Below are 23,338 nucleotides of genomic sequence, written 5' to 3'. Positions count from 1 at the left end.
AGTAGTAAAACAATGAATAAAGCAAACAGTTTCAATAAAGAAGAACTCATCGCCTGTGGCCATGGGAAATTATTTGGTCCAAATTCACCTCGTCTGCCTGTCGATAACATGCTGATGATGGATAGAATCGTCACTATCAATGGTAATGGCGGCGAGTTTGGCAAAGGTGAAATTGTCGCTGAACTCGATATTAATCCAGACTTGTGGTTTTTTGACTGCCACTTCATTACCGATCCAGTAATGCCAGGCTGTTTAGGCCTAGATGCCATGTGGCAACTCGTGGGCTTCTATTTAGGCTGGGAAGGCGCTGAAGGTAAAGGACGTGCACTGGGTGTAGGTGAAGTGAAGTTTACCGGCCAGGTATTACCAGGCGTGAAGAAAGTTACTTACAAACTCAATATCAAGCGTACTATTCACCGTAAATTGGTGATGGGTATTGCCGATGCAATCCTTGAAGTGGATGGCCGTCAAATCTACAGTGCAACCGATCTTAAAGTTGGTGTCTTTAGCGATACCTCAACATTCTAATCCGTCTGACTCCAAGACACTGAAGCTATAAGTACTGCAGATATAAAAATGCCCTCATCTGAGGGCAATATGCTGCATTACTTTGCTTGTTCTGGACTATTTAATTAATGAGTTAAAACTCAATTATTTATTAAATAGCCCATTAACTCGGCCATCCACACCTTCACGCCAACCGCCTAACCACTGCGATCGCGAATCAAGATTTGCATAAGGACAGAGCTCCTTAGAGCGCCCACCCACACCAGCTTGGAATCCTTTTGAAAAAGCTCTGTCTAAACGATCTCGTTTTTGTCTTTTCATGCAAGCGTCCTCTGTTCTACATAAAATAGAAGCAAAAGCTTCACCCATAGAAATAGTGCTTTTTGACGCCAAGATCAATCAAAAAATCGGCTATTATACTGACTATTTATTAAACTATTGAGATCCTAGCGAAAAAAAATCGAGGCATTTAGCCTCGATTTTTTTAGTCTGAATTCAAGCTTAAAACTTAGCGAATTCGACGACGGAACCACACTAATGGTAAAGCAAATAACCAAGCTAAGGTTGCAGCACCAGAACGCTCAAAATTACCCGTATCGGTATTATCCTCAACAGTACAAGCCTCACCACTGCTAGCAGGTTTAAGCACGACCATACGCGGGATATAGGCAGTCACTGGATCGCCACTGCCACTCAACTCAAATAAAGGTAAACCATTTTCACCAATCACTATGTTGCCATCTTTATCAAATTGATAAGAAGGTTTACGGATAAACGCCGTCCCTACAATAGTGCCATCTTCATTAATACTCGAACCTTCAACCACTAAAATATCGGCGTTATATTGAAGGATTTTACCCGAGCCATCTTGAACTTCGACTTGATGACGTGCCCAGCTACCATCACTGGCTTTTTCATAACCCTTAGACTCACAGGTCAACAACTTATTAAGATTGTTAAACTCACCGGTTGATTTTTCATATAGGAAACCCGCTTTAGGACGTGGCTTCTCTTTATCGTATGTTGTCTCAATATAACCAACAACTTGACCTTTATTGTTAATATCTTTTGGCTTACTCGAAAGATCCGTTGTCGTTGAAGCAAAATCATTCGGGGTCACATAGGCAACTTCCGGGGTATTGGTATCAAAGACGAAAAATTTATCACGTAAGTAACCTTGGATATAGCTGCGATAGCTACCAACAAGAATCCCACTGTCGTTAATATCATAGGCGATAGAGCTTGAAATCGAATCACCCATAGGGATCCAGTGGTATTGGTATTTACCTTCAGTATCTTTAGACCAATAAGCTGCATCTTGACGCAGCTTATCAGTGTTGTTATTACGATAAACATGCGAACGACCAACAACGACACCATTGTTATTCAAGCCAAGTGCTTGAGCGGTAAAGGTCAAGGTATTGTCAGTCGCAGGCGTTAATCCTAAAGGCAACTCTGTTCCTGTAGCCGTATCATTATCGATTTGCCATACATAGGCACGAGTTTGATACTGAATATTACGTGTACCTGTACTATTTGGGTATTGCTCACGTTGCACACAAATATCCAACGGCAAGGTATTATCCGTACCTAAACAATAATTAACTCTATCACTACCATATTTACTGATAGCTGTGCTGGCATAACCTGCAGCTAAGTTATTGTTATTAATAGAGGTTGCAGCAGACCATCCGCCCAACTCAACCGTTTTATCATCTTTAACATATTGCGTATAAGGAGGGGGGAGCGGGATCTCTGTGTCACCGGACTTGGCCACACCGCGATATTCATAGTCGCGGTAATACCAATAATCATCAGCGACATCAGTAGTTGCTGTATTCTCTGTTTTCTTTTCAGGCGCAGTCATGCTACCCACTTTGATACCTGCATCGTTAATACCGTAATAAAAGGTATCAACAGAGTTAATCACAGCAGTATCACTTGGGAGTGTAGTACCATTAATGCTGTCGAATGTCGGTAACCAGGCTCCCGCGGCACCATTTTGCGCGGCAACAAAGGCAAAGTTATTGGCAATGATGGCTTTTTCTATCGAATACGTAATGGTTTCTTCCGGTGCGATACCATCAGCAACATCAATGACGCCACCTTCGACATCTGAACTACTGAGCTTTTTCTTACCCTTTGAGATACCGACTAACTGATCATTGGCATTCACGCCTAGAGCATAGCCGTTACGAGTACCTTCAAGCGTACCTTGCAGATCATAACTATCGATATTAACGATTTCATAGACAGGTGCAGCATGGGCACTGTTTAATACACCAAGGACACCTAAGGCAACCAAGGAAAGGGCTTTATCCAACTGTAACTTCATTAATTCTATTCCCATTTTTATTATTGGTTTACTTCAGTGACTCAAGCTCTTCCCATCGCTCGAAGCAAACTTCCAATTGCTTTTCTTTATCCGCCAACTGGCTCAATACCTGATTGACTTTATCCTGCGCCTGACTATAAAAGTCTGAATGTCCAATGGTGGTCTGCAATGCAAGAATATCGGCCTCTAATTGCTCCATCACAGTGGGTAACGACTCTAACTCACGCTGTAACTTATACGACAGTTTTTTTACCGCTTTCGCAGGTTCTGCAGCCTTAATTTCAACGGCTTTAGTTTCAACCGCTGGAGCTTCGACCGCTTTTTGCGAACTAGGTTCCTCTGAATAAAACTTTGCCCCCTGATTCACTGCGTCTTGATAACCACCAACATACTCGCTCCAATGGCCATTACCCGCATACCACCAACTACTGGTGACGGTATTATCGATAAATGCCCTATCATGGCTCACCAACAAAAGTGTGCCTTGATATTCGGTTAGCAGCGACTCTAACAATTCTAGGGTCTCAATATCAAGATCGTTGGTCGGTTCGTCGAGTATGATTAAGTTTGCAGGGCGAATTAAGAGCTTAGCCAGTAACAGACGGTTTTTTTCACCACCCGACAGCGCTTTTACTGGCGTTCTGGCGCGCATAGGCGAGAACAAGAAGTCTTGCAAATAACTTAATATGTGGCGGTCTTGACCATTAATCGTGATGGTCTTTTTACCTTCACCAACGTTATCTTCAACCGTTTGCTCAGGATCTAAGGCTTCGCGATATTGGTCGAAATAAGCAATTTCGAGCTTAGTGCCGACTTTAATTTCGCCCGATTGCGGTTGCAGCTTCTCGATTAATAGTTTGATCAAGGTCGATTTACCACAGCCGTTCGGGCCAATCAGCGCAATGCGGTCACCGCGGATCACTGTGGTATTGAAGTTCTTAACCAGATTTTTATCGGGCAGATTGAAGTTAAGATCTTGAACATCAAATACTAACTTACCAGAACGTTCGGTATCCGATACCGCCATCTTAGCGTTGCCTTGACGATTCAAACGTTCACTGCGCTCATCACGTAGCGCTTTAAGTGCGCGCACTCTGCCTTCATTACGGGTACGTCTGGCTTTAACGCCTTGACGGATCCACACTTCTTCATCGGCGAGACGCTTGTCAAACAAGGCATTTTTCTCAGCTTCAACGCGCAGCCATTCTTGCTTACCATCAAGATACATTTGATAGTTGCCCGGCCATGAGGTCACAACACCACGGTCTAAATCGACAATCCGCGTCGCCATACGGGCAATAAAGCCCCTATCGTGACTGATAAAGACGATAGCACCTTGATAATCAAGTAAAAACTTTTCAAGCCATTCAATCGTGTCTATGTCTAAATGGTTGGTAGGCTCATCGAGTAACAACAGATCTGGCTCGCTGACCAGTGCTCTGGCTAACGCCACTTTACGCTGCCAACCACCGGATAACTCGCTCAACGATTTGTCAGGGTCGAGGCCTAACAACTCGCAGTTTTGTTGAATGCGAGAATCTAGCTGCCAACCATTGTAGTGATCTAAGGTTTCTTGCAGACCTTGCATCTCATTTAACATACGATCCATTTGCTCTGGATCGGCATGGGCGACATCGTGGGACAGTTGATGATAACGCTCAAGCGCCTCACCCACTTCCTTTAATCCTGCCGCGATATACGCGTATACCGTGCCTTGCTCAGCTTTTGGCGGATCTTGCTGTAAACGACTAACACTCACATTACCGGCAATGTTGAACTCGCCTTCATCCAGCAGCACATCGCCGGATAACACTTTTAATAAACTCGACTTGCCGGCACCGTTACGGCCAACAATACACACGCGCTCGCCGCGTTGAATAGTAAAATCCGCTTTTTGTAACAACGGAGTGTAACCATAGGCTAAAGAGCCACTATTGATACGAACCAGACTCAAACTAAGCTCCTGTAAACTCTTGTAATTGCGTTGCGTTAAATGGCCAATGTAATTCCCTATCATCCCAGGCTTTAAGCACTGGAATCGATACGCCATAACGCTGCGCGAGGTATTCATCGTCACATATATCTATGGCTCGATAGCCAATATCGGCCGCGTCCAGTAACGCCGCGGCCAGTTCACACAGATGGCAGCCATCGGTGTGATATAGCAGATAAGTCCTGTTATCCCCCTCTGCTTGAGTCAACTCAGGCATGGGTGATAAGCCAGGTGTTATGGATATGTGGATTACGTTTGTAGTCCATAGGTAAAGTCACGTCATCAATGTTTGTCACATTAATGTTCATCTTTGTCAGCGTCTCTATGTCCATCTTAAACTTACGTTTATTGTTAGAGAACACTAGCTCGCCCGTTGGGCTGAGCAGTTTCACTAAGGATGACAGTAAATTCACATGATCCCGTTGCACATCAAACGAATCTTCCATGCGCTTAGAGTTTGAGAAGGTCGGCGGATCGATAAAAATCAGATCGTACTGTTCATTACAATCCCTAATCCACTGCATGCAGTCAGATTGAACAAACTCATACTGCTTACCTTGCAGGCCATTGAGCGCAAAGTTGTCCTTCGCCCAAGCGATATAGGTATTAGACATATCAACTGTCGTTACCGACTTAGCACCGCCAAGCGCTGCGTGTACAGAAGCAGAACCTGTGTAAGAGAACAAGTTTAGTACGCGACGACCTTTAGACTTTTGACCGACTAAACGACGTGTCAATCTGTGATCGAGGAACAAACCAGTATCCAAATAACCGGTTAAGTTCAACTTGAACTTAGCACCATATTCGGTGGTAATAAGCTCTAACTTACGCTCATCCAGCTTTTGATATTGACTCGTGCCCTTTTGACGCTCACGGGTCTTCATGATCATCTTGTTAGGATTGATGCCAATGGCCGATGGCAGTGCTAATAACACATCGCTTAAACGGCGCTTAGTCACGGCTTCAGGTATGGTCGCTGGCGCCATATACTCTTGAATAATCACGTAATCTAAATACTTATCTACTGCGACGTTATATTCAGGAATGTCGGCATCGTAAATACGATAGCTGTCGATGCCTTCTTTCTTCGCCCATTTCTCTAATAACTTTGTATTCTTCTTAATGCGGTTAGCAAAAGCTGGGGCAATATCAGCAATGTCGACGCCATCTGGTAGCTCTGGCGTATCACGGCGAGTACTGTTGGCATGTAAGGTATAGATGTTAAAAGCACATTCAAGTGCGCCGTTAAACATCTTCATCTGTTTATCGGCTTTAAGCTTTAGCGATGACACCAGTTCGATATCACTACACAGCATGGCCACTTTCCAGCCGCCAAACTCTTTCTTAAACTTGTCGCCCAGCTGATAGTAAAGCTGCAATAACTCAGACACATTGCCTAAACGCTCACCATAAGGTGGGTTCGTGATCAAATAGCCACTTTCCGCAGGCGGCGTTATCGTTAAAGCATCCGCAACTTTAAACTCGATTAACTCCAGTACACCGGCATTTTCGGCATTACGTTTCGCTAACGCGACTAAGCGCGAATCGATATCAGAACCGTAGAATTTAATCTCGCAACGTTTCACGCCTAATGAAGCACGCGCTTTCGCTTCTTCAACGATTTCTTGCCACACGGCTTTATCATGGCGACGCCAATGTTCAAAACCAAAACGGCTACGTTGCAGACCAGGGGCAATATCGGCTGCCATTAACGCCGCTTCAATCAGCACTGTACCGCTACCACAGAAAGGATCGAGCAAGGTTGAAGGCGCCGCTTGCCAGCCACTGCGTACGAGCATGTTAGCGGCTAAGTTTTCCTTCAATGGCGCTTCACCTGTGGTCGAACGATAGCCACGTTGATGAAGCGATGGACCCGAGAAGTTCATCGCAATCGTGATCACGCCATTACGGAAATGCGCATCGACTTTAAATTCAGCATCAACGCGAGATACATTCGGACGCTCAATATCATCGTCACGGAAACGATCGACAATCGCATCCTTAATCTTCAAGGCGCCAAACTGGGTATTATTAAGAAAACCACCCGTACCATGGAAATCGATACTAAAAGTACTTTTATTGGAAAAGTGTGCCGGCCAATCGACACAATAGGCTGCATTATAGAGTTGTTCTGCCGACTCGCAGCTTCCTTTATAGATAACCAACACAATGCGGCTGGCTAAACGTGTCCATAAAGTGATGCGATACGCTAAAGCTAAAGAGGCCGTGAAATACACACCAGCAACACTCTCTTTTACTTCAGTCGCACCAAATTCTGTCAGCTCTTGGGCTAAGCTATATTCAAAGCCCTTAGGGGCGGCGGCAAAAAAATTAAGCATGGGATAATCAGTACGCAGTCAAAATCAAAGCGACATTATACCTGCTCGGATACATAAAAGATAAACAGTTATTAGCCAAAGCCCTATTTAGTCACTGTCTTGGCCTAAGAGAATCGACGAAAAATCCCCAACTTATACGTAAATCGTATGAATGCCGCCCATCCCGCTTTATATTTAAGCGTTCACCACCTTTTTCAATCTTCGTCCTTGCATTGCAAGGGCACTGCCGTTATAGTCTGCCCCGCTTTGAAGACGGACGCGGGATGGAGCAGCATGGTAGCTCGTCGGGCTCATAACCCGAAGGTCGTAGGTTCAAATCCTGCTCCCGCAACCAATTTAAAGCAAAATAGTAAAGTAAAACAGATAGATATCGGACGCGGGATGGAGCAGCATGGTAGCTCGTCGGGCTCATAACCCGAAGGTCGTCGGTTCAAATCCGGCTCCCGCAACCACTTTCTATATGTGTTTATAACGAGAAACAGCTCATCGGGCTCGACTCATTATAAACAACAGGCGAAGGTCGTCGGTTCAAATCCGGCTTCGGCAGAAATTCTTAAATGACAGAATTAAAATAGTTATTCATAGCAACAATCGGACGCGGGATGGAGCAGTATGGTAGCTCGTCGGGCTCATAACCCGAAGGTCGTCGGTTCAAATCCGGCTCCCGCAACCAATTCTTAAATGACAGAATTAAAACAGTTATTAACAGCAACAATCGGACGCGGGATGGAGCAGTATGGTAGCTCGTCGGGCTCATAACCCGAAGGTCGTCGGTTCAAATCCGGCTCCCGCAACCAATTCTTAGATGACAGAATTCAAACAGTTATTAACAGCATTAATCGGACGCGGGATGGAGCAGTATGGTAGCTCGTCGGGCTCATAACCCGAAGGTCGTCGGTTCAAATCCGGCTCCCGCAACCAATTCTTAGATGACAGAATTTAAACAGTTATTAATAGCAACAATCGGACGCGGGATGGAGCAGTATGGTAGCTCGTCGGGCTCATAACCCGAAGGTCGTCGGTTCAAATCCGGCTCCCGCAACCAATTTAACCAGCATATGCTGGTTTTTTTGTATCTAAAATCAGTAATAACCTTCTTTAAAATCCTTACCAGATCAAAATTCTCCCTCGTCGGACTCAACTCTCTATAAATAGCGATCGAAGATCGTCAGTTCAAATCCACTTCAGCAACAGCATTCGAACTAAAAATTTAACCTGATTAGCTGACATCAATGCGTTTTTTGGATTTCAAATTTCGCCATGAAGGTGTCGGACAATATGACTCCTGCCATAGCACCAAAGGAAACGGTGAAAATCATGATGAAAGGTAGAGGTTTCAAATAAGCGGAAGTGAGAACACCTTGACCGAACCAGTGCAGCAAAAGACCAAGGATCATGACGCCAAAAGCGAGCTTATTCGCAGCAAAAAACATCGGAATTTCGAACGCCCACAACGCTTTATTTTCCTTAAATTGAGCGAAACCGAAATAGAGATAAAGCAGTAATGCCACCATAGCGATCGCACAAACGCTGAGTGTATAGCTTAATTGAGATGTCCCTGCCAAGACTTGATAGCCGATACGAATGGCATAAATACCGACACCCAACCAAAGTATCAGTAGTGGCAATAAAATGAGTCCCATTTTTTATCCTTAAAAGTTGAGATAGACACACACTTAGCACCTAAAGCGAGCTCTGAAAATGAGCGCTTAATGCTATCCCAGACCTCGGTTTGTGAAGTGAGCACTTGAAGTAAGTTCTTAGATTGAGCACTTAGCGTCAGATCATATAGTTATGACTTAAAGTTAGGACTTGGAATGAGCGCTTAGAGTCCATTCTTAAAGTAAATGCCTTAAGCAACCGTTAAAATAGTGCCAAGACCAGCATGCTATTTTATCCGCGCCATATGATACACACTGACAAACTCACCATTTCTAAAGGCAAAATCCTTCGACTCACCTTCCATTACAAAACCAAACTTTTTATATAGACCAATGGCGGCATGATTGTCGGTATAAACCGTTAATTCAATTCGTTTTATATTCATCCATTTATCGGTAAGCTCAAGCATAACGTTAATCAAGGCGCTACCAACACCGCGGCCTTGGTAGCTGTCTTTTACCCCCATTCCAAAGGAGGCAACATGCCTACGACGGGGTTGCTCATACACCTCAAAACCCAACTCGCCGACAATTTCACCGTCAATCTCTGCGACATAGCGACTAATATGATTCGATGTTGCCGCAAGGCGTGACTCCCATTTATCGGTCGATGGCCAAGGGAGTTGTAAGGTACCAGTATAGGCATTTGGGCAGGCATATACGGCTTGAATGGCTGCGGCGTCACGCTTCTCTGCATGCCTAATCGTAATCTTTTCCAATGAGTCCCCTCCATGGTTTTCTAATAAAAAATACCTGTCCGGTTCAACGTACACAGAGCTAAGCACACAGATCTAAATCCACGAATTAGCTTAGGCACAAAGGCACGAACACTGTGGTAAATCGCAACTTAGCCCGCTTCTTATCAAACCGACTTTACGGATGAAGCTCGCATAAGACAAGTATGAAATTTAAAAAACTATTGATAAACCTAGTTTTTATATGGGTAGATATCAATTGAAATGAGGATTGAAGCACAGCGCTATCTCCACGGCCCTATCACCACAACCCAGCCTCGACATCTAGGTTAAAACACTGGGCAAATAAAAACCCGCTCAAGATAGGTTCTTGGCGGGTTTAAGGGATATCGCGACAATTGAGTCGAGTCGAACAGTTCAGCATTTAAATTAAGCTAATATAATCAATCGCATTACACTAACTAAACTGAGTCACTGTGTTCTGTTAAAGCGGTAAACGGCCATTGAATGACAAGGCTAACGTCGTGCTATCCACATATTCAAGCTCGCCACCAACGGGCACGCCGTGGGCGATGCGACTGATCATCACCTTATGGCGTCTGGCCATATCAGCAATAAAATGCGCTGTTGCCTCGCCTTCTACCGTCGGATTGGTCGCTAAAATCAACTCGGCCACATCACCCGAAGCCAAGTGGCGCTCGAGTAACGCTAAACCTAGCTCTTCTGGCCCAACACCATCGAGTGGCGATAAATGACCTAAAAGAACAAAGTAGCGACCGGTGAAATGTCCACCCGCCTCAATGGCTAACACATCGGCCGGCGTTTCCACCACACAAATGGTGGAAGACGTACCGCGTTTATGGCTAGCACAAATCGGACAGAGGGTTTCTTCAGTGTAGGTTCGGCAAGACTGGCAATGACCGACGTCACTCATCGCACTGGACAGCGCACTGGCTAATTTAAGCCCTGCTTTTCTGTCGCGCTCGAGTAACTGAAACGCCATACGTTGCGCCGATTTAGGCCCAACCCCAGGTAAACAACGCAGGGACTGAATTAACTCATCTAACAGTGGACTAAATTTCATCGGCTATCTCAATTAAAATGGCATTTTCATGCCTGGAGGTAATTGCATACCACCAGTGACTTCGGCCATTTTAGTTTTTTGGTTTTCTTCGATTCGACGGGCAGCGTCATTACAAGCCGCAGCAATCAAATCTTCCAGCATTTCTTTGTCGTCTTCCATCAGGCTTGGGTCGATTTCAACTTTACGCACTGTGTGCGCGCCAGTCATGGTGACTTTCACCAAACCTGCACCAGATTCACCCACCATTTCCATACGGGCGATTTCTTCCTGCACTTTGGCCATTTTTTCTTGCATCATCTGGGCCTGTTTCATCAGATTGCCCATACCGCCTTTTCCAAACATAGTCTTTTCTCTTCTATTAGGGTTAGTCGCAAGCATTAACGCGGCTAATCTTACTTAAATAAATGGGATTGGCAATCAATGCCGTTATCTTGTTAATAAACTTATGATCTCGATGCCGAGTTTCTCAGCAGCATCACTATAAATATGCACTTCAAGCTCAAATTTAAACCACAAGGTTACAAATTAACGACGAACATTTTACCCAAGGGCTCGTCAATAATGGTTAACTCGCCGCCTCAGTTAACTCAGGTAACGCTTGTATTTGCTGACTGCGTAAATTCAACAACTCGGGCGGATACACTAAACTGTCGGCATCGAGTTCGGCGCCCATACGTTGGATCAACCATTGCACATTGTCATCATGGATCAGTGATTGATGCGCCTGTTGCAGCAACTCTTGGTGGAAACGTTTACGTAACTCTAAAGGCGTTTCCCGCTGCGCATCGATTCCTATGACCACTTGTACCCGTCTTGGGTTCCCAAGCGCAGCACTTAAGGCTTGCTCAAGCTGTACTATGGCGACATCGGCCGCAAGATGTTTCTGATTTGGCTTAAGCAGCAGCGGCAAAGGATCGCTCTGGGTTTGGCAAACGGAATTAACCGCCAGTTGCCGTACTCGCCCGCCGATCTCTAAGCTCGCCATCAACTTGTACCAATGCAAATCTAATGGATGACCGCTGATCGGAAGTGTACTAAGCGCGACTTCCCTCTCCTGCGTGCGCTCAACAGCGCTAGCCGTCTGAGTCAGTGCAGTCGTGCTAGCCGGCGTTAATGCGGTAGCTTGCACTTTATCTTGATGCCTTGCTTGAGTTTGAAGCGCTTGTGACTTCGAACCTGAATCCTGCTCAGCACTCCGGGAGTCATTGCCATATGCCGCATTATTCTGTCCGTCATTGGCAGTGTTGCTAGTCTCTAAAGATCCTTGGCAACTGCTGGCAGAGTCATCATTTATATCAGAGCCTTGAGCCATCACAGCATCAGCGATATTAGTATTGCCGCTATCAACCTGAGTCGTTTCGATAAGCTCAGCTGTTGACGCTACTTCTGGCGCAGCCTCCCAAGGTGGACGATCATATGTTGCCGGTTTGACTGGTTCAGCAGGGACAGAACCTGATGCGCTTGCAGCCGAAGGCACTGATTGATGCAGAGCAATTGGCTCAAGATCTAAGTCAAAATCATCATCGAAATCTATTGTTAAATCGGGATCTAAATCAGCGGCGGGATCGGCAGAGAATGACGCACTTGTCTTACTTGCATCACTTTTACTGGCAGGTTTTGATAAACTGATCCCATTGGCTTTACTGTTTGGTGTCTTTAACTTTGAGTCCAGTGACGACTTTTTTTCATCACCGTCCTTAACACTTAAGGCGTCGAGATCCGATAACAGTGAATCTCGCGCAGCCAACACAGCCGAGAGAATATCATCATCGGCTAAGGATGCGGAGGCTAGTGTTGGAATTGAAATTGGAGTTAGTGTCTGAGGAGACACTTGAGCCATTGCAGCTGACTGACTATCAACAGAGCCTTGCATGCCTAAAGCACTTTGAATACTTGCTGCGCTTTGAACATCAGCAGAATGTTGAACACTATCTGAGTGTTGAACATTAGCTGAGTGTTGAACATCATCAGGCACAGCATGAGACTCAAAGCTGTGATGAAAATCGTCATCATTGTAAGAGCCGGAAGAGAATTCAACATAAGCATCTTGATAGGAATCGAGCGGTGCTGACTCTTGGGCATAAGCTTCCATCGCTGGATATGAATGCTCGGCTTCAGTTCCATAGGGGCGATGTTCATCAAGCCCCTTTTGCTCAAGCGTGTTGTTAGCGGTGGGATTGTTATCCAGTGTGTTCTCAGCTGCGCTGTTGTTATCAGCAGGTGTTGAATCAACAACCATTTCAGCCGCAGCTGGATTAACAATACTCGACTCGGCAGTTGCCCCAATTAATTCAGGAACTTCACTATTATGAGCATCAAGACTGGCAACCGATGCTTCAATGTCAGCAACGGGTTCAGAAATGTGTATAGAAGGCGCTTGAGCGGTTGATACTGTTTGAGTTTGAGGCTCTACCTCAGCATTAACTGTGTCAGCGTTTAAGCTGTCAGCGTTAAATCCCTGACTCTGAGCCTGACTTAAAATCACCGCCTGTTCGGCAATTAATGCCGCATCCGCTTCGAGCTCAGCATCAAGCGCCTGCTCTACAGCATCTGCTGGCTCAATTGACGCTTCAGCCGTTGTAACGGCGACCGCTTGCGCGGTTTCAACTTGCTGGTTAGCGCTTGCTTGCTCAATTAATGCTGTTTTTTTTTCAGCAAGCACTTTTTCAGTGGTATGCGGTGCAGCAGTATGAGTTTCTGCACACTGTTGTTCATTTGCATGGGGAGCTTGCGCTGCAGCAGTTGCCGCAACGGGCGTTTGCCCTTCGGGTAAACGGATCTCAGCGACCGCATCAGGCTGCCAGCGCTTTACCGGCTTTTCTGGCACAAAGGCAACAGCCCGTAACAGCGCCATCTCAAGACCCGATTTAGGATCTGGTGCATGGGGTAAATCTTTGCGGCCCGTTAATAAAATCTGATAATAAAGCTGCACTTGCTCCGGCGTCAGCTGCTCAGCAAAGGCGCGAATTTGCGCGCTATATAAAGATTGCTGCGCGCAAACTGGGGCAAATTGAGTCAAAGTAATTTGATGTAACAGCTCAAGCAAACTGCGCAGCACTTCTTGGGCATCGGCGCCGTACGCCAGCACTTGGGCACAGGTGTGCATTAACACGCCAATATCGGCATCGGTTAAGGCTTTAAGCAAGGCAACCACATGCTGCTCATCAATACTGCCAAGCATAGTTTGCACTTGAGTGAGCATCACATTGCCGCCACCAAAGGCGATCGCTTGATCGGTCAAACTCAAGGCATCACGCATACTGCCGTTGGCGGCTTTGGCAAGAAGCTTTATGGCTTCAGCATCAAAGGGAAACTGCTCTTGGGTCAAGATATGATTGAGCTGAGTGCCAATTTCGCCTTGGGTCAGACTTTTTAAATTGAACTGCAAACAACGGGATAACACAGTCACGGGCAGTTTCTGTGGGTCGGTTGTCGCCAGAAGAAATTTAACGTGCTCGGGGGGTTCTTCTAAGGTTTTTAGCAGTGCGTTAAAACTGCTGCGCGACAGCATATGCACTTCGTCGATGAGATAAACCTTAAAACGGCCACGGGTCGGACGATACTGCACATTGTCTAACAGCTCACGGGTGTCATCGACCTTAGTGCGGGACGCGGCATCGACTTCAATTAAATCGACAAAACGGCCTTGGGCGATTTCCACACAGCTACCGCAAACACCACAGGGAGTGGCTGTCACGCCTTGTTCGCAATTTAAGCCTTTGGCAAAGAGTCGCGCCAAGCTGGTTTTACCGACACCGCGCGTTCCCGTAAACAGGTAAGCATGATGTAAGCGCTGCTGGCTTAACGCATTGGTCAAGGCATGCAAAACATGGCTTTGGCCAACCATTTGATCAAATGTGGCAGGGCGCCATTTTCTGGCTAACACCTGATATGACATGGAACTCCCCAGAGTATGTGATACAAGAGCGGGAGCATGCGCCCCGAGAACTTTGAAAGATAACATGTCATGATTTGACATGCCATCAAACTATCCCAAGGCGCCTTTAGCTGCAGATTTATTCGCCTTCAAACTCACAAAGTTTAACCAACTCAAGCCCTAAAGCGGTTAAACGTGCTTCACCACCTAAATCAGGTAATGAGATCACAAAGGCCGCATGTTTAACTTCACCGCCCAGTTGGCGAATGAGTTTAACGGTCGCTTCGATAGTACCGCCAGTCGCGAGTAAATCGTCAACCACTAGCACTTTGTCATTTGGATTAATCGCATCGGTATGAATTTCTAGGCTATCGTGACCGTATTCCAGTTCATAGCTTTGGCTGATAGTCGCACGCGGTAATTTACCCGGTTTACGCACAGGCACAAAACCCACACCCAATTCTAAAGCCAGCGGCGCGCCGAATAAGAAACCACGGGCTTCAGTGCCCACAATTTTGGTAAAGCCTTGGCCACGATAATGTTCAACTAACAAGTCGATGGTCGCTTTATAGGCGGCTGCATTCTCAAGCAAACTGGTGACATCTCGAAATAAAATCCCTTCCTTAGGATAATTAGGAATCGTTTTAATGCTTTGCTTTATCAAGGATAAGGTTTCTGTATTCATAGCCATCATATTTACTTAATAAGTTACTTAATCAATTCACCAACCTAGCGTTGGCGGTATAAAACAAAACGTCCACACTGGGTGGACGCATTGTCGAAAGTCGGACAAAGCTTATGCCGCTTTAGTTTTAGTTGCAACAATCACAACGCACAAGTGATGGAAAGGTTATCAATTTGTGCCTCAGATCAAACCCTGTCGACACAGTGTTAAATCACCTCAACCATGACGCGACGAAAACTATCTGTCATGCATTGAATCCACAGTGTCGCTCTATTCCGCTATTTCAGGGATCCCTTTGAGATACCAGAGTAAGACGAGTGCCATCACGAGCAGCAAACCTTTTACCCAAAGGATGGGCACCACAATAATGCTCACACTAAAACTCAGCGCGCTGACTATCATAGCTTTGCGTTTCAATCCTTTACGCATTGCTCGCTGCTCTTGCCACTGGGTTAAGGCATCGGCAAACCATGGGTGAGTCATCAACCAATAGTGTAAACGTTCACTGGAGCGGGCAAAGCAGAAAGCGGCAAGCAAGATAAACGGCACGGTCGGCAGCAAGGGCAGCACGATACCGAGTAAACCTAAGGCTAACGCGGTTAAACCTAACAATAAAAATAATCCGCGCTTTAATACCATAGATTAACTTACCCTTTATCGGAAAAACAAAAGCCACTCTAAGAGTGGCCAATAGTCTATGCGCTCGAGATTAACGCTCGCTTAAATTAGACCTAAGTGCTTTAACCAAGACAGGCTTGCTGGCAGAGTCGGCAACAGTAAAACTAAAATAAAACCAATAAAATACAAAAAATTAAATGGGTCTTTAAACGGCTGACTACTCATTACAGCTCCTCTAGTATGTGCAAGTATAAGTGCGCAGGAATCGTACAGTGATTGAGATCACAAAACGGCCGACATTGTAGCGGTTTGTCAAATTAATAAAAACCCTCTAAATGTAGGGTTATTGCATTTATTTCGGCAATAATCCCAACCTTAAGACTGACGTCCGCGCACTATCCCTTTGGCCGCTAATTGCTCGAGCAACTGGCTACAACCTTGCTCAATAACTTCTGGCACCATTTGAGGGTAAGTGATTGTTAACCAATCAACTATCTCTTGAAAACCCGCTTGGCCTTGAGCTTGAAGAAATGCCAGCACCTGCGCACTTAAGGGGTTTAACTGTAAGAAACACACTTCACAATCGGCATCTTGATAGAGACAAAAAAACACTGGCGCATCGAGTTGTTGCTGCGGACGATAATCCTGACGAATGTGCTGCACCTCAAAATGATACTGCGCTACCCTCGCCGTCTTCGATAAACATAACGCCTGCGTCAGAATTTGCGCTGGGCTAAGTTGAGATTCATCCCCACTCACCTGTGCGACCGCAACGGCCAACTCCAGCCATTCATAGTGCGCTAATTCGAGCATAAAAACAGGATCATTTGCCGTGGGCTGATATTCCTGCTGTAAAAAATCTAAAAACTCGCCCGCGATGTCGATAAAAATCGGCGATTGGCAATCGTGCTGGCTAAAAAAGCTCTGCACCAAAGCTAACCAGTCTTCCTCAGAATACAAACTTTTCAGCACGGGAAAGCCGTTCGACACAAATCCCAGCACATTATTAAAAAATAACTCGCGGTAAACCTGCATGCGCCGGACATCAGTATCCGCAGGCAATGGCGAAGAGGGATCGCGGATATAATCGATAAAGGATTGCTGCACTTGCTTAAAATCCATTAGGCGCTCCTCTTTACAGCATGAGTGCTATTTTGAATTTGGGAACTGACCGCTGCTTGATAAGCGTGGATTTGATTTAGCTCGAGCAACAATTCAGCGGTTGTCGGCAGATTAAAGTCACGCTCAAGCAAGGTCGGCTTTACCCCATGCAAGGCATAGCAACGTTGCAACAATGCCCACACGGGATCGTTAATTGCAGCGCCATGGGTATCAATGAGCAGATCTTCAGCTTGTTTGTAGTGCCCAGCAATATGCAGATAAGCGATGCGCTCCGTCGGCATGGCCTGTAAAAAGGTATCGGCATCGTATTGATGATTTATCGAGTTCACATAGATGTTGTTCACATCGAGTAGCAGCTTACAATCGGCTTCTTGCAGCACAGCATTGACGAATTCAAGTTCACTCATGTGCGCGCCGGGGGCGGCATAAAATGACACATTTTCTAAAATAAGTGGCCGCTCTAAAATATCTTCGACCTGCTTCACCCGCGCCGCCACATGTTTTACCGCTGCGTCGATAAAAGGGATCGGCATGAGATCGTATAAGTGACCTTGGCCTGAGCAATAACTTAAGTGTTCGGAATAGACTTGGATTTGGTGTAAATCCATAAAGGTTTTGATGTTTTTTACAAACGTGAGATCTAAGGGTTCAGGGCTACCAATCGATAAGCTCAAACCGTGGCAATAGAAACTATGTTGCTCGGTCAGTTCACGAAATTGACGGCCAAACTTACCGCCTAAGGTCATCCAGTTTTCTGGTGCCACTTCAAAAAAATTAATAGCTTCAGGCACCTGTACACAAAACTCACTGAGCATTTCTCGCCGTAAGCCCAGCCCTACCTGCGCCGCATTTTTTTGATCATTCATAGAACCTCACGAACGCTTGCTGTCATCGCTTTAGGATAAAACAAAAGAGACCAGCGCGGGCTGGCCTCTTTTGACTCAATAACCCCCATCACTGCGGGAATCAGTGCAGTCGGATTTATTTCATTTCTTTTTTAACGGCTTCGACTTTAGCGTCAACTTTCTCAGCGGTTTTCTTCATATCCGCGCCACATTTCGCTTCACCACACTTACCTTCGTGTGCTTTCGCCATCGCGGCTTTTTTCACATCGGCACCGCATTTCGCTTCGCCACATTTGCCTTCATGGGCTTTATCTGCGGCCGCTTTTTTCATCTCGGCGCCACATTTAGCTTCACCACATTTGCCTTCTTTGGCTTTTTCAGCGGCGGCTTTCTTCATATCCGCGCCGCATTTGGCTTCACCACATTTACCTTCTGAGCCGACAATTTGATAACCCGCATCCATTGCTTCAAAACCAAACGGGCTGGTTTGGGCATTGACAGCAAAAGCTGAACTCATTACGACTGAACCTAAGGCTACTGCAACTGCTGTTTTTTTAACTGAATTCATAAATAATTCCTTCTTGTTTATTGAGTAATGTTGACCAACAACAGTAGAAGTAGCTGGCTTACTGCAAAAGACCTGCCCTGTTTCAATTCTATTGCAAAAAAATATCACTAAATCACAGAAATGGTCAAAATATCCTGCTAGGACAATCAGTTTAGCGTGGATTTTATTTATGAGTGCGCCTATTAATCCGCATTCACTCGACCACTTTGTAACTTAAGGCCGATAAGGTAGAATGCTCGCCCTTTGCAAATAGATATGGGTTTACTGCAGTGCGTGTGATTTTGGCTCCAATGGAAGGCGTAGTAGACGCTTTGATGCGTGACATTCTATCGACCATCAATCCCTACGATTTGCTCGTCACCGAATTTGTGCGTGTGGTTGACCAACTGCTGCCTGAGAAAGTCTTTCTCAAACTTTGTCCTGAGCTGCTCAACAAGGGTAATACTCCTTCGGGTACGCCAGTGCGAGTGCAGTTACTCGGCCAAGAACCCCAATGTATGGGCGAAAATGCCCTGCGGGCGATTGAACTCGGTTCACACGGTGTCGATGCCAACTTTGGTTGTCCAGCAAAAATCGTTAACCGCAGCAAAGGTGGCGCCGTATTACTGCAATATCCTGAGAGTGTGCACGATATTGTCAAAGCCATGCGTCAAGCGGTACCGAAAGAACATGCCGTGACCGCTAAAATACGTTTGGGCTACGAAGATAAGTCACTGTTCATGGAGAATGCCATTGCTGTGTATGAAGCCGGAGCAACTGAGCTTGCCATCCATGCGCGTAGTAAAGTCGACGGCTACAGACCGCCAGCCTACTGGGAATACATCACAGAAGTACGCAAACGTTTGCCGATCCCGGTGATCGCCAACGGCGAGATTTGGAACAGCGATGATGCTAAGCGATGTATCGAAGTCACCGGCTGCGACAGTATTATGATCGGCCGCGGGGCGATTTCATTGCCGAACTTGGCCGATACCATCAAGACAGGCGCAACCCCTTATACTTGGGCGCAAACCTTAGGGCTGATGCTCAGTTATACCCAAAGGGAACTCAATGGCCGCAAGAGCGACTATTATCCCGCCCGAATCAAACAGTGGTTTACCTACCTCAATCGTCAATATCCCGAAGCCGATACCTTGTTCAGGGAGCTGCGCGTGTTTAAAACCACAGAAGAAATCGTTGCTGTATTAGAAGCTGCGCAGCGAAACTTAGGCAACGAATCATAAAAGAGTGAGCAACCACAGAACGACGGCCAACCATAAAACTGTTAGAAATCGAGATTCAATGCGCGGCAATGTGAGCCATGAAAGGGACTTAGCGATAGCACACATAATGCGATAGGAATGAAGTACTTTTTCGATTTTTAACGGCGGAAAAACCTAAAATGTGGCAGATACTTGATCTTTATCATAGTCGTTGGTAGTGGAACTATTAGACTGGACGCCTAGAGTCAAATGAAATAGGCGATTTTACGTGAGCACCACCCATATCAGACATGAATTGTCAGAGCTTGAAGCTAATCTAAGGAAAGAACTCGGCGCGCTCCCTCCGTTCCTCGAAGTCATAGGGGAGCATTATGCTAGCCTGAGTCTGACAGAGTTAATTGATACATTGGCGCAAACGCCACTGGCCGATCACCCGCTATTTTGCCAGCTGAATAAACTTGATGCCGCCTTTTGTCAGCTCGACTTAGGCCTCTACGGTCTTTGCTCGGATTGTGAGGCAGAAATCGAAACCGAACGCTTAAACCAAGATCCCACTGAACAACGCTGCGCCTCCTGCGCCGAGCATTATCAACACGAACATCGCCACGAGCTGCGCCTCACACATTGACAGCGCTGATCCGATAAGCAACCTGAAAAGCAGGCAAAAAAATAAGCAAAAAAACCTCCGCAAGCGGAGGTTTGAGTTATCCAGGGAGGGCGGACAACCTAAAACTTCTGGTTTATTCTCAGGTAATACGTTCTACCTAACACATCATATAAACCCACATTCACATCGCGATAATCGGCGTAGGTATAATAGTTTGGTGTTTCAGCATCAAACACATTATTCACCCCTACTGTGATAGAGCCGTTATAAGCATGGGTATAACCAAATTGGATATTGTGTTTAAAGTAATTATCGTAATCGACATAACGGTCGGTTTTTTCTAACTCGTTGAAATAACTTGCTGATTGACTACCAATATAGACGACTGTCCATGCGGCAGAGAAATCATCGTATTTCCAACTTGTCGCAAAGTTACCGCGCCAATCGGGTGAGTCTGTCGTTCCTGCGTAATCGATCATCTCTGATTCGGCATTATCCTGCTTCTTAAAATCAAGCACGTGAGTCAAATCCAGTTTGAAATTGAAATCACCAAAACCTGTCTCTAAGTTATAAGCCGTTACAAAATCGATACCTGAGGTCTCAACTGTGGCTAAATTACGTATTCCCGCCTCAATATACTCAATCTTGCCATCTGGACCACGGGTCACATAGGGAGACGATCCATTCTTGATTTCATCGCGCAGGATATCATCTACATCAATCGACTCAATTTTATTGTCGTAGGTGATTGAGTAATAGGATAACTCCAAGTTCCATGCATCAGTGACATTCCAAACGCCGCCAAAGGTTAACGAGTTACCTTCTTCAGCTTCTAGATCTGGGTTACCACCAAACCAAGTTTTATGTTGGTTATTGGTAGCGCAATATATGGCATCCACATTACCGGGTTCATTACACCATAATGAGTCAACGCTCTTCTCAAAACTCAAAGATTGAGACGAGAACATTTCACTCATATTCGGCGCGCGGAATGAGTCACCATAGCTAGCACGCAGTAATAGCGTGTCTATAGGACGCCAGCTTAAACCAAACTTAGGCACCACGGCATCGAAGGTCGATGAGTTAACCACCTCCCCTTGAGGCCCTGTGAGAGTTCCTTCCTGCTCATAGCGCTCATAACGTACTGCGGCAGAGAACTCAACGTTGGCAGGTAAGCCAACTTGGAGTTCCAAATAAGCGGCGCTACGGTCACGCGTGGCATCCACATCATCACCACCCGAACCGCCGGAGATAATACCCGCGGCCGATTCTGGATCACTGGTTTGCTTAAACTTGATCATTTCATATTCAAGACCGCCGACCATAGCGACCGAAAAATCACCGTCATCGAGCAGTAAGGTCGAAGCAAGACCATCCAATTGAGTACTTTCGAATTTACCCTGATAAACCCCAGTATGTGCAGCTTTGCGATACAGATCTGTCATCTGTTGGTCCCACTGCTCATAACTCATGCCAGAGGTATTGAAAATATCATATTGCTCTGAATCAATTTCTTGCTGAATAATATCGTCATTAAGTAAATTGTAGTTAAAACTGTTTGTTGTTGAGGTCGCATGCTGGGCATTTAATTCCCAGTCGATACCATTACCTGAATCTATCGTGCCAACAAAGCCACCAAGAATATCAAAATTGTTGGTTTCAGTTAATGTATCTCGCTCGCCAAGTTGCGCGCCTCGCATAGAAATAACTAATTCTTCGCCAACTGGGTTGTACTTATTATCGGCACTCATCACAGGGGTATTAGTTGATACTGGCGTACCGGCATAACGGGTTTCAGTTTCAGCTAATGAAGCAGAAGCTCGGCCTCGAAATTTTATATTTTCTGAAATCTCATAGGAGAAATTAGATAACAGCGAATTACGGGTTTGATCGCCAAATAATTTGGTGACATTACCATGATTATATAAACAACGACCATCACCTGAGTCTATGGTATTTTCCGTTTTTTCACATATATCTGAATTACTATACCAGCTACCATTGCCTGGTCCATATTTACCGTTTGGTACTGAGCTATATCCGCTATAGGCGTTATAACTTGAATCATCCACTCGCCAAATATCACGGTCCATTACCGCTTTTGTATCATAATATTCATAGGTGAGAGTGATATTGCCTTTATCTGTATTAAAGCCAGTTGCGAGCGATAAACGGTTAGCATCGCCCCCTTCTACGCTTGGTTGCTCTGTACTGTAATCAAGCTGAAAACCTTCAAACTCTTTCTTAGTGATAATGTTTATCACGCCCGCAACCGCATCGGAACCATAGACTGCTGAAGCGCCATCCCGCAGGATTTCAATACGCTCCACGATAGCCATAGGGATAGAAGATGTATCTGCCACTGAGCCAGAGCTCGAACTCGTCCCTGGCATACGGCGTCCGTCTAATAACACTAAGGTCGCAGACGATCCTAAACCGCGTAAATTGACATTGCTGGTAGAGCTTGCACCAGATCCATAACCTGAAATACCACGCCAAGAACCAAAACTGTTTATCGCAGAGTTATTCAATACGTCAGCAACGGTCTTTTCCCCCGTCATAGCAATATCCGCAGCATTAATGACTGTCACGGGTGAAACAGTTTCCATATCAACTTGTTTAATACGAGAACCCGTCACTTCAATGCGTTCAACTTTGGTATTTTCTTCTGCTGCATTTCCCATTGCAGAAAAGCCTAATCCCGAAAAAACCACACTGCTTGTCGCCACTGTAATTAAACTAGCACGAACGGCTTTGGCCGTTAAACTTAAATAGCGCATTAATCTCTCCTTGAGGTAAACAAAACTTTTGTTTGTTATTTTTATATTTAGCCAGCGAACTCTATTTCGCTGTAGGAATAATGTTAATGCGCAACATTTAAGTCAACCATTAAAACAAGTTAATTCAAAAATAAAACAAATTGATACACGATAAAGACATAATACCTAAAATTGTGATATCGAATAATGGATATACATCATGCAGTTAAGGGATTTTTACTAGTTAAATATATTAAATAAGCAACTTGATACAATAAAATCCAATTGTTAACTAAAACCACCCTGAGAAACTAAAGGTCACAGATGAATCAAAATTTATCAAAAATAAAACGCTGAATATTAATTTACACTTAATTTAATATTAATTAGTAATAAAAATGCCACTCAATTGAGTGGCATTTATATTTAAACACTGAGTAG

Annotated in this window: 19 protein-coding genes and 6 tRNA genes; 9 read left to right on the top strand and 16 right to left on the bottom strand. The window is 45.3% G+C overall.

Annotated features, from left to right (window positions below; translation table 11 throughout):
• The first annotated feature begins 12 nt into the window (after positions 1-12).
• A complete protein-coding gene (gene fabA / locus DYH48_RS07130) occupies positions 13-528 on the top strand; it encodes a bifunctional 3-hydroxydecanoyl-ACP dehydratase/trans-2-decenoyl-ACP isomerase (protein WP_115334385.1) in 516 nt (171 codons plus the stop codon).
• Between the two features lie 123 nt (positions 529-651).
• On the opposite strand, the gene rmf is transcribed toward fabA, so the two are convergent.
• From rmf to rlmKL, 5 genes are all read right to left on the bottom strand, one after another.
• The gene (rmf, locus tag DYH48_RS07125; RefSeq protein ID WP_006082074.1) at positions 652-828 is read right to left on the bottom strand and encodes a ribosome modulation factor; all 177 of its coding nucleotides are present in this window, start codon (positions 826-828) and stop codon (positions 652-654) included.
• Positions 829-1,015: 187 nt separating this feature from the next.
• A complete protein-coding gene (locus DYH48_RS07120; RefSeq protein ID WP_012089486.1) occupies positions 1,016-2,842 on the bottom strand; it encodes a DUF3466 family protein in 1,827 nt (608 codons plus the stop codon).
• A 28-nt stretch (positions 2,843-2,870) separates the two neighbouring features.
• Positions 2,871-4,796 carry an ABC transporter ATP-binding protein gene (locus tag DYH48_RS07115; protein WP_012089487.1) on the bottom strand — a complete coding sequence of 642 codons (1,926 nt, stop codon included), beginning with the start codon at positions 4,794-4,796 and terminating at the stop codon, positions 2,871-2,873.
• A gap of 1 nt (position 4,797) precedes the next feature.
• Positions 4,798-5,052: a glutaredoxin family protein gene (locus tag DYH48_RS07110; protein WP_012089488.1), complete on the bottom strand. Its 255-nt coding sequence runs from the start codon at positions 5,050-5,052 to the stop codon at positions 4,798-4,800.
• Positions 5,045-7,174, bottom strand: a complete 2,130-nt coding sequence (gene rlmKL / locus DYH48_RS07105) for a bifunctional 23S rRNA (guanine(2069)-N(7))-methyltransferase RlmK/23S rRNA (guanine(2445)-N(2))-methyltransferase RlmL (protein WP_115334384.1) — start codon at positions 7,172-7,174, stop codon at positions 5,045-5,047. Before rlmKL ends, DYH48_RS07110 begins: the two co-directional genes overlap by 8 nt.
• A 257-nt stretch (positions 7,175-7,431) precedes the next feature.
• Here rlmKL and DYH48_RS07100 point away from each other — a divergent pair.
• The 6 genes from DYH48_RS07100 to DYH48_RS07075 all read left to right on the top strand — a co-directional run bounded on the left by DYH48_RS07100 (position 7,432) and on the right by DYH48_RS07075 (position 8,219).
• Positions 7,432-7,508, top strand: a tRNA-Met gene (locus DYH48_RS07100).
• A gap of 41 nt (positions 7,509-7,549) precedes the next feature.
• Positions 7,550-7,626 (top strand) — tRNA-Met (locus DYH48_RS07095).
• Between the two features lie 144 nt (positions 7,627-7,770).
• Positions 7,771-7,847 (top strand) — tRNA-Met (locus DYH48_RS07090).
• Between the two features lie 47 nt (positions 7,848-7,894).
• A tRNA-Met gene (locus DYH48_RS07085) sits at positions 7,895-7,971 on the top strand.
• A 47-nt stretch (positions 7,972-8,018) separates the two neighbouring features.
• A tRNA-Met gene (locus tag DYH48_RS07080) sits at positions 8,019-8,095 on the top strand.
• Positions 8,096-8,142: 47 nt separating this feature from the next.
• A tRNA-Met gene (locus DYH48_RS07075) sits at positions 8,143-8,219 on the top strand.
• A 184-nt stretch (positions 8,220-8,403) separates the two neighbouring features.
• Here the strand turns inward: DYH48_RS07075 and DYH48_RS07070 are convergent.
• From DYH48_RS07070 to DYH48_RS07020, 10 genes are all read right to left on the bottom strand, one after another.
• A complete protein-coding gene (locus DYH48_RS07070; protein ID WP_006082079.1) occupies positions 8,404-8,817 on the bottom strand; it encodes a hypothetical protein in 414 nt (137 codons plus the stop codon).
• A 245-nt stretch (positions 8,818-9,062) separates the two neighbouring features.
• A complete protein-coding gene (locus DYH48_RS07065) occupies positions 9,063-9,554 on the bottom strand; it encodes a GNAT family N-acetyltransferase (protein ID WP_012089490.1) in 492 nt (163 codons plus the stop codon).
• Between the two features lie 460 nt (positions 9,555-10,014).
• A complete protein-coding gene (gene recR, locus DYH48_RS07060; protein WP_006082081.1) occupies positions 10,015-10,614 on the bottom strand; it encodes a recombination mediator RecR in 600 nt (199 codons plus the stop codon).
• 12 nt (positions 10,615-10,626) lie between these two features.
• Complete coding sequence (locus tag DYH48_RS07055) at positions 10,627-10,956, bottom strand: YbaB/EbfC family nucleoid-associated protein (protein ID WP_006082082.1); 330 nt, start codon at positions 10,954-10,956, stop codon at positions 10,627-10,629.
• 223 nt (positions 10,957-11,179) lie between these two features.
• Positions 11,180-14,593, bottom strand: coding sequence for a DNA polymerase III subunit gamma/tau (dnaX, locus tag DYH48_RS07050; RefSeq protein WP_115334383.1), 3,414 nt, complete (start codon positions 14,591-14,593; stop codon positions 11,180-11,182).
• Positions 14,594-14,630: 37 nt separating this feature from the next.
• The gene (gene apt / locus DYH48_RS07045) at positions 14,631-15,182 is read right to left on the bottom strand and encodes an adenine phosphoribosyltransferase (RefSeq protein WP_086010671.1); all 552 of its coding nucleotides are present in this window, start codon (positions 15,180-15,182) and stop codon (positions 14,631-14,633) included.
• 264 nt (positions 15,183-15,446) lie between these two features.
• A complete protein-coding gene (locus DYH48_RS07040) occupies positions 15,447-15,815 on the bottom strand; it encodes a YbaN family protein (RefSeq protein ID WP_115334382.1) in 369 nt (122 codons plus the stop codon).
• A gap of 354 nt (positions 15,816-16,169) precedes the next feature.
• Positions 16,170-16,916, bottom strand: a complete 747-nt coding sequence (locus DYH48_RS07030) for an HvfC family RiPP maturation protein (RefSeq protein ID WP_115334381.1) — start codon at positions 16,914-16,916, stop codon at positions 16,170-16,172.
• A complete protein-coding gene (locus tag DYH48_RS07025; protein ID WP_115334380.1) occupies positions 16,916-17,782 on the bottom strand; it encodes an HvfB family MNIO-type RiPP peptide maturase in 867 nt (288 codons plus the stop codon). The genes DYH48_RS07030 and DYH48_RS07025 overlap by 1 nt, the downstream gene beginning before the upstream one ends.
• 115 nt (positions 17,783-17,897) lie before the next feature.
• Positions 17,898-18,329 carry an HvfA family oxazolone/thioamide-modified RiPP metallophore gene (locus DYH48_RS07020; RefSeq protein ID WP_115334379.1) on the bottom strand — a complete coding sequence of 144 codons (432 nt, stop codon included), beginning with the start codon at positions 18,327-18,329 and terminating at the stop codon, positions 17,898-17,900.
• Between the two features lie 269 nt (positions 18,330-18,598).
• Between DYH48_RS07020 and DYH48_RS07010 the strand changes: the two genes are divergently transcribed.
• Complete coding sequence (locus DYH48_RS07010; RefSeq protein WP_012089496.1) at positions 18,599-19,552, top strand: tRNA-dihydrouridine synthase; 954 nt, start codon at positions 18,599-18,601, stop codon at positions 19,550-19,552.
• A 247-nt stretch (positions 19,553-19,799) separates the two neighbouring features.
• A complete protein-coding gene (locus DYH48_RS07005) occupies positions 19,800-20,159 on the top strand; it encodes a TraR/DksA C4-type zinc finger protein (protein WP_012089497.1) in 360 nt (119 codons plus the stop codon).
• Positions 20,160-20,257: 98 nt separating this feature from the next.
• Here the strand turns inward: DYH48_RS07005 and DYH48_RS07000 are convergent, their stop codons facing one another.
• Complete coding sequence (locus DYH48_RS07000; protein ID WP_115334378.1) at positions 20,258-22,918, bottom strand: TonB-dependent receptor; 2,661 nt, start codon at positions 22,916-22,918, stop codon at positions 20,258-20,260.
• Between the last annotated feature and the right edge of the window lie 420 nt (positions 22,919-23,338).

The organism is Shewanella baltica, assembly GCF_900456975.1.
GTDB classification, from domain to species: Bacteria; Pseudomonadota; Gammaproteobacteria; order Enterobacterales; family Shewanellaceae; genus Shewanella; species Shewanella baltica.
This window is presented reverse-complemented; position numbering and strand designations above follow the sequence as displayed.

Bases quoted from the DNA above. Each gene is read 5' to 3' on its own strand.
- fabA (WP_115334385.1), top strand. From the start codon at position 13: ATGAATAAAGCAAACAGTTTCAATAAAGAAGAACTCATCGCCTGTGGC.
- rmf (WP_006082074.1), bottom strand. From the start codon at position 828: ATGAAAAGACAAAAACGAGATCGTTTAGACAGAGCTTTTTCAAAAGGA.
- DYH48_RS07120 (WP_012089486.1), bottom strand. From the start codon at position 2,842: ATGAAGTTACAGTTGGATAAAGCCCTTTCCTTGGTTGCCTTAGGTGTC.
- DYH48_RS07110 (WP_012089488.1), bottom strand. From the start codon at position 5,052: ATGCCTGAGTTGACTCAAGCAGAGGGGGATAACAGGACTTATCTGCTA.
- rlmKL (WP_115334384.1), bottom strand. From the start codon at position 7,174: ATGCTTAATTTTTTTGCCGCCGCCCCTAAGGGCTTTGAATATAGCTTA.
- DYH48_RS07070 (WP_006082079.1), bottom strand. From the start codon at position 8,817: ATGGGACTCATTTTATTGCCACTACTGATACTTTGGTTGGGTGTCGGT.
- recR (WP_006082081.1), bottom strand. From the start codon at position 10,614: ATGAAATTTAGTCCACTGTTAGATGAGTTAATTCAGTCCCTGCGTTGT.
- DYH48_RS07055 (WP_006082082.1), bottom strand. From the start codon at position 10,956: ATGTTTGGAAAAGGCGGTATGGGCAATCTGATGAAACAGGCCCAGATG.
- dnaX (WP_115334383.1), bottom strand. From the start codon at position 14,593: ATGTCAAATCATGACATGTTATCTTTCAAAGTTCTCGGGGCGCATGCT.
- apt (WP_086010671.1), bottom strand. From the start codon at position 15,182: ATGGCTATGAATACAGAAACCTTATCCTTGATAAAGCAAAGCATTAAA.
- DYH48_RS07040 (WP_115334382.1), bottom strand. From the start codon at position 15,815: ATGGTATTAAAGCGCGGATTATTTTTATTGTTAGGTTTAACCGCGTTA.
- DYH48_RS07030 (WP_115334381.1), bottom strand. From the start codon at position 16,916: ATGGATTTTAAGCAAGTGCAGCAATCCTTTATCGATTATATCCGCGAT.
- DYH48_RS07025 (WP_115334380.1), bottom strand. From the start codon at position 17,782: ATGAATGATCAAAAAAATGCGGCGCAGGTAGGGCTGGGCTTACGGCGA.
- DYH48_RS07020 (WP_115334379.1), bottom strand. From the start codon at position 18,329: ATGAATTCAGTTAAAAAAACAGCAGTTGCAGTAGCCTTAGGTTCAGTC.
- DYH48_RS07000 (WP_115334378.1), bottom strand. From the start codon at position 22,918: ATGCGCTATTTAAGTTTAACGGCCAAAGCCGTTCGTGCTAGTTTAATT.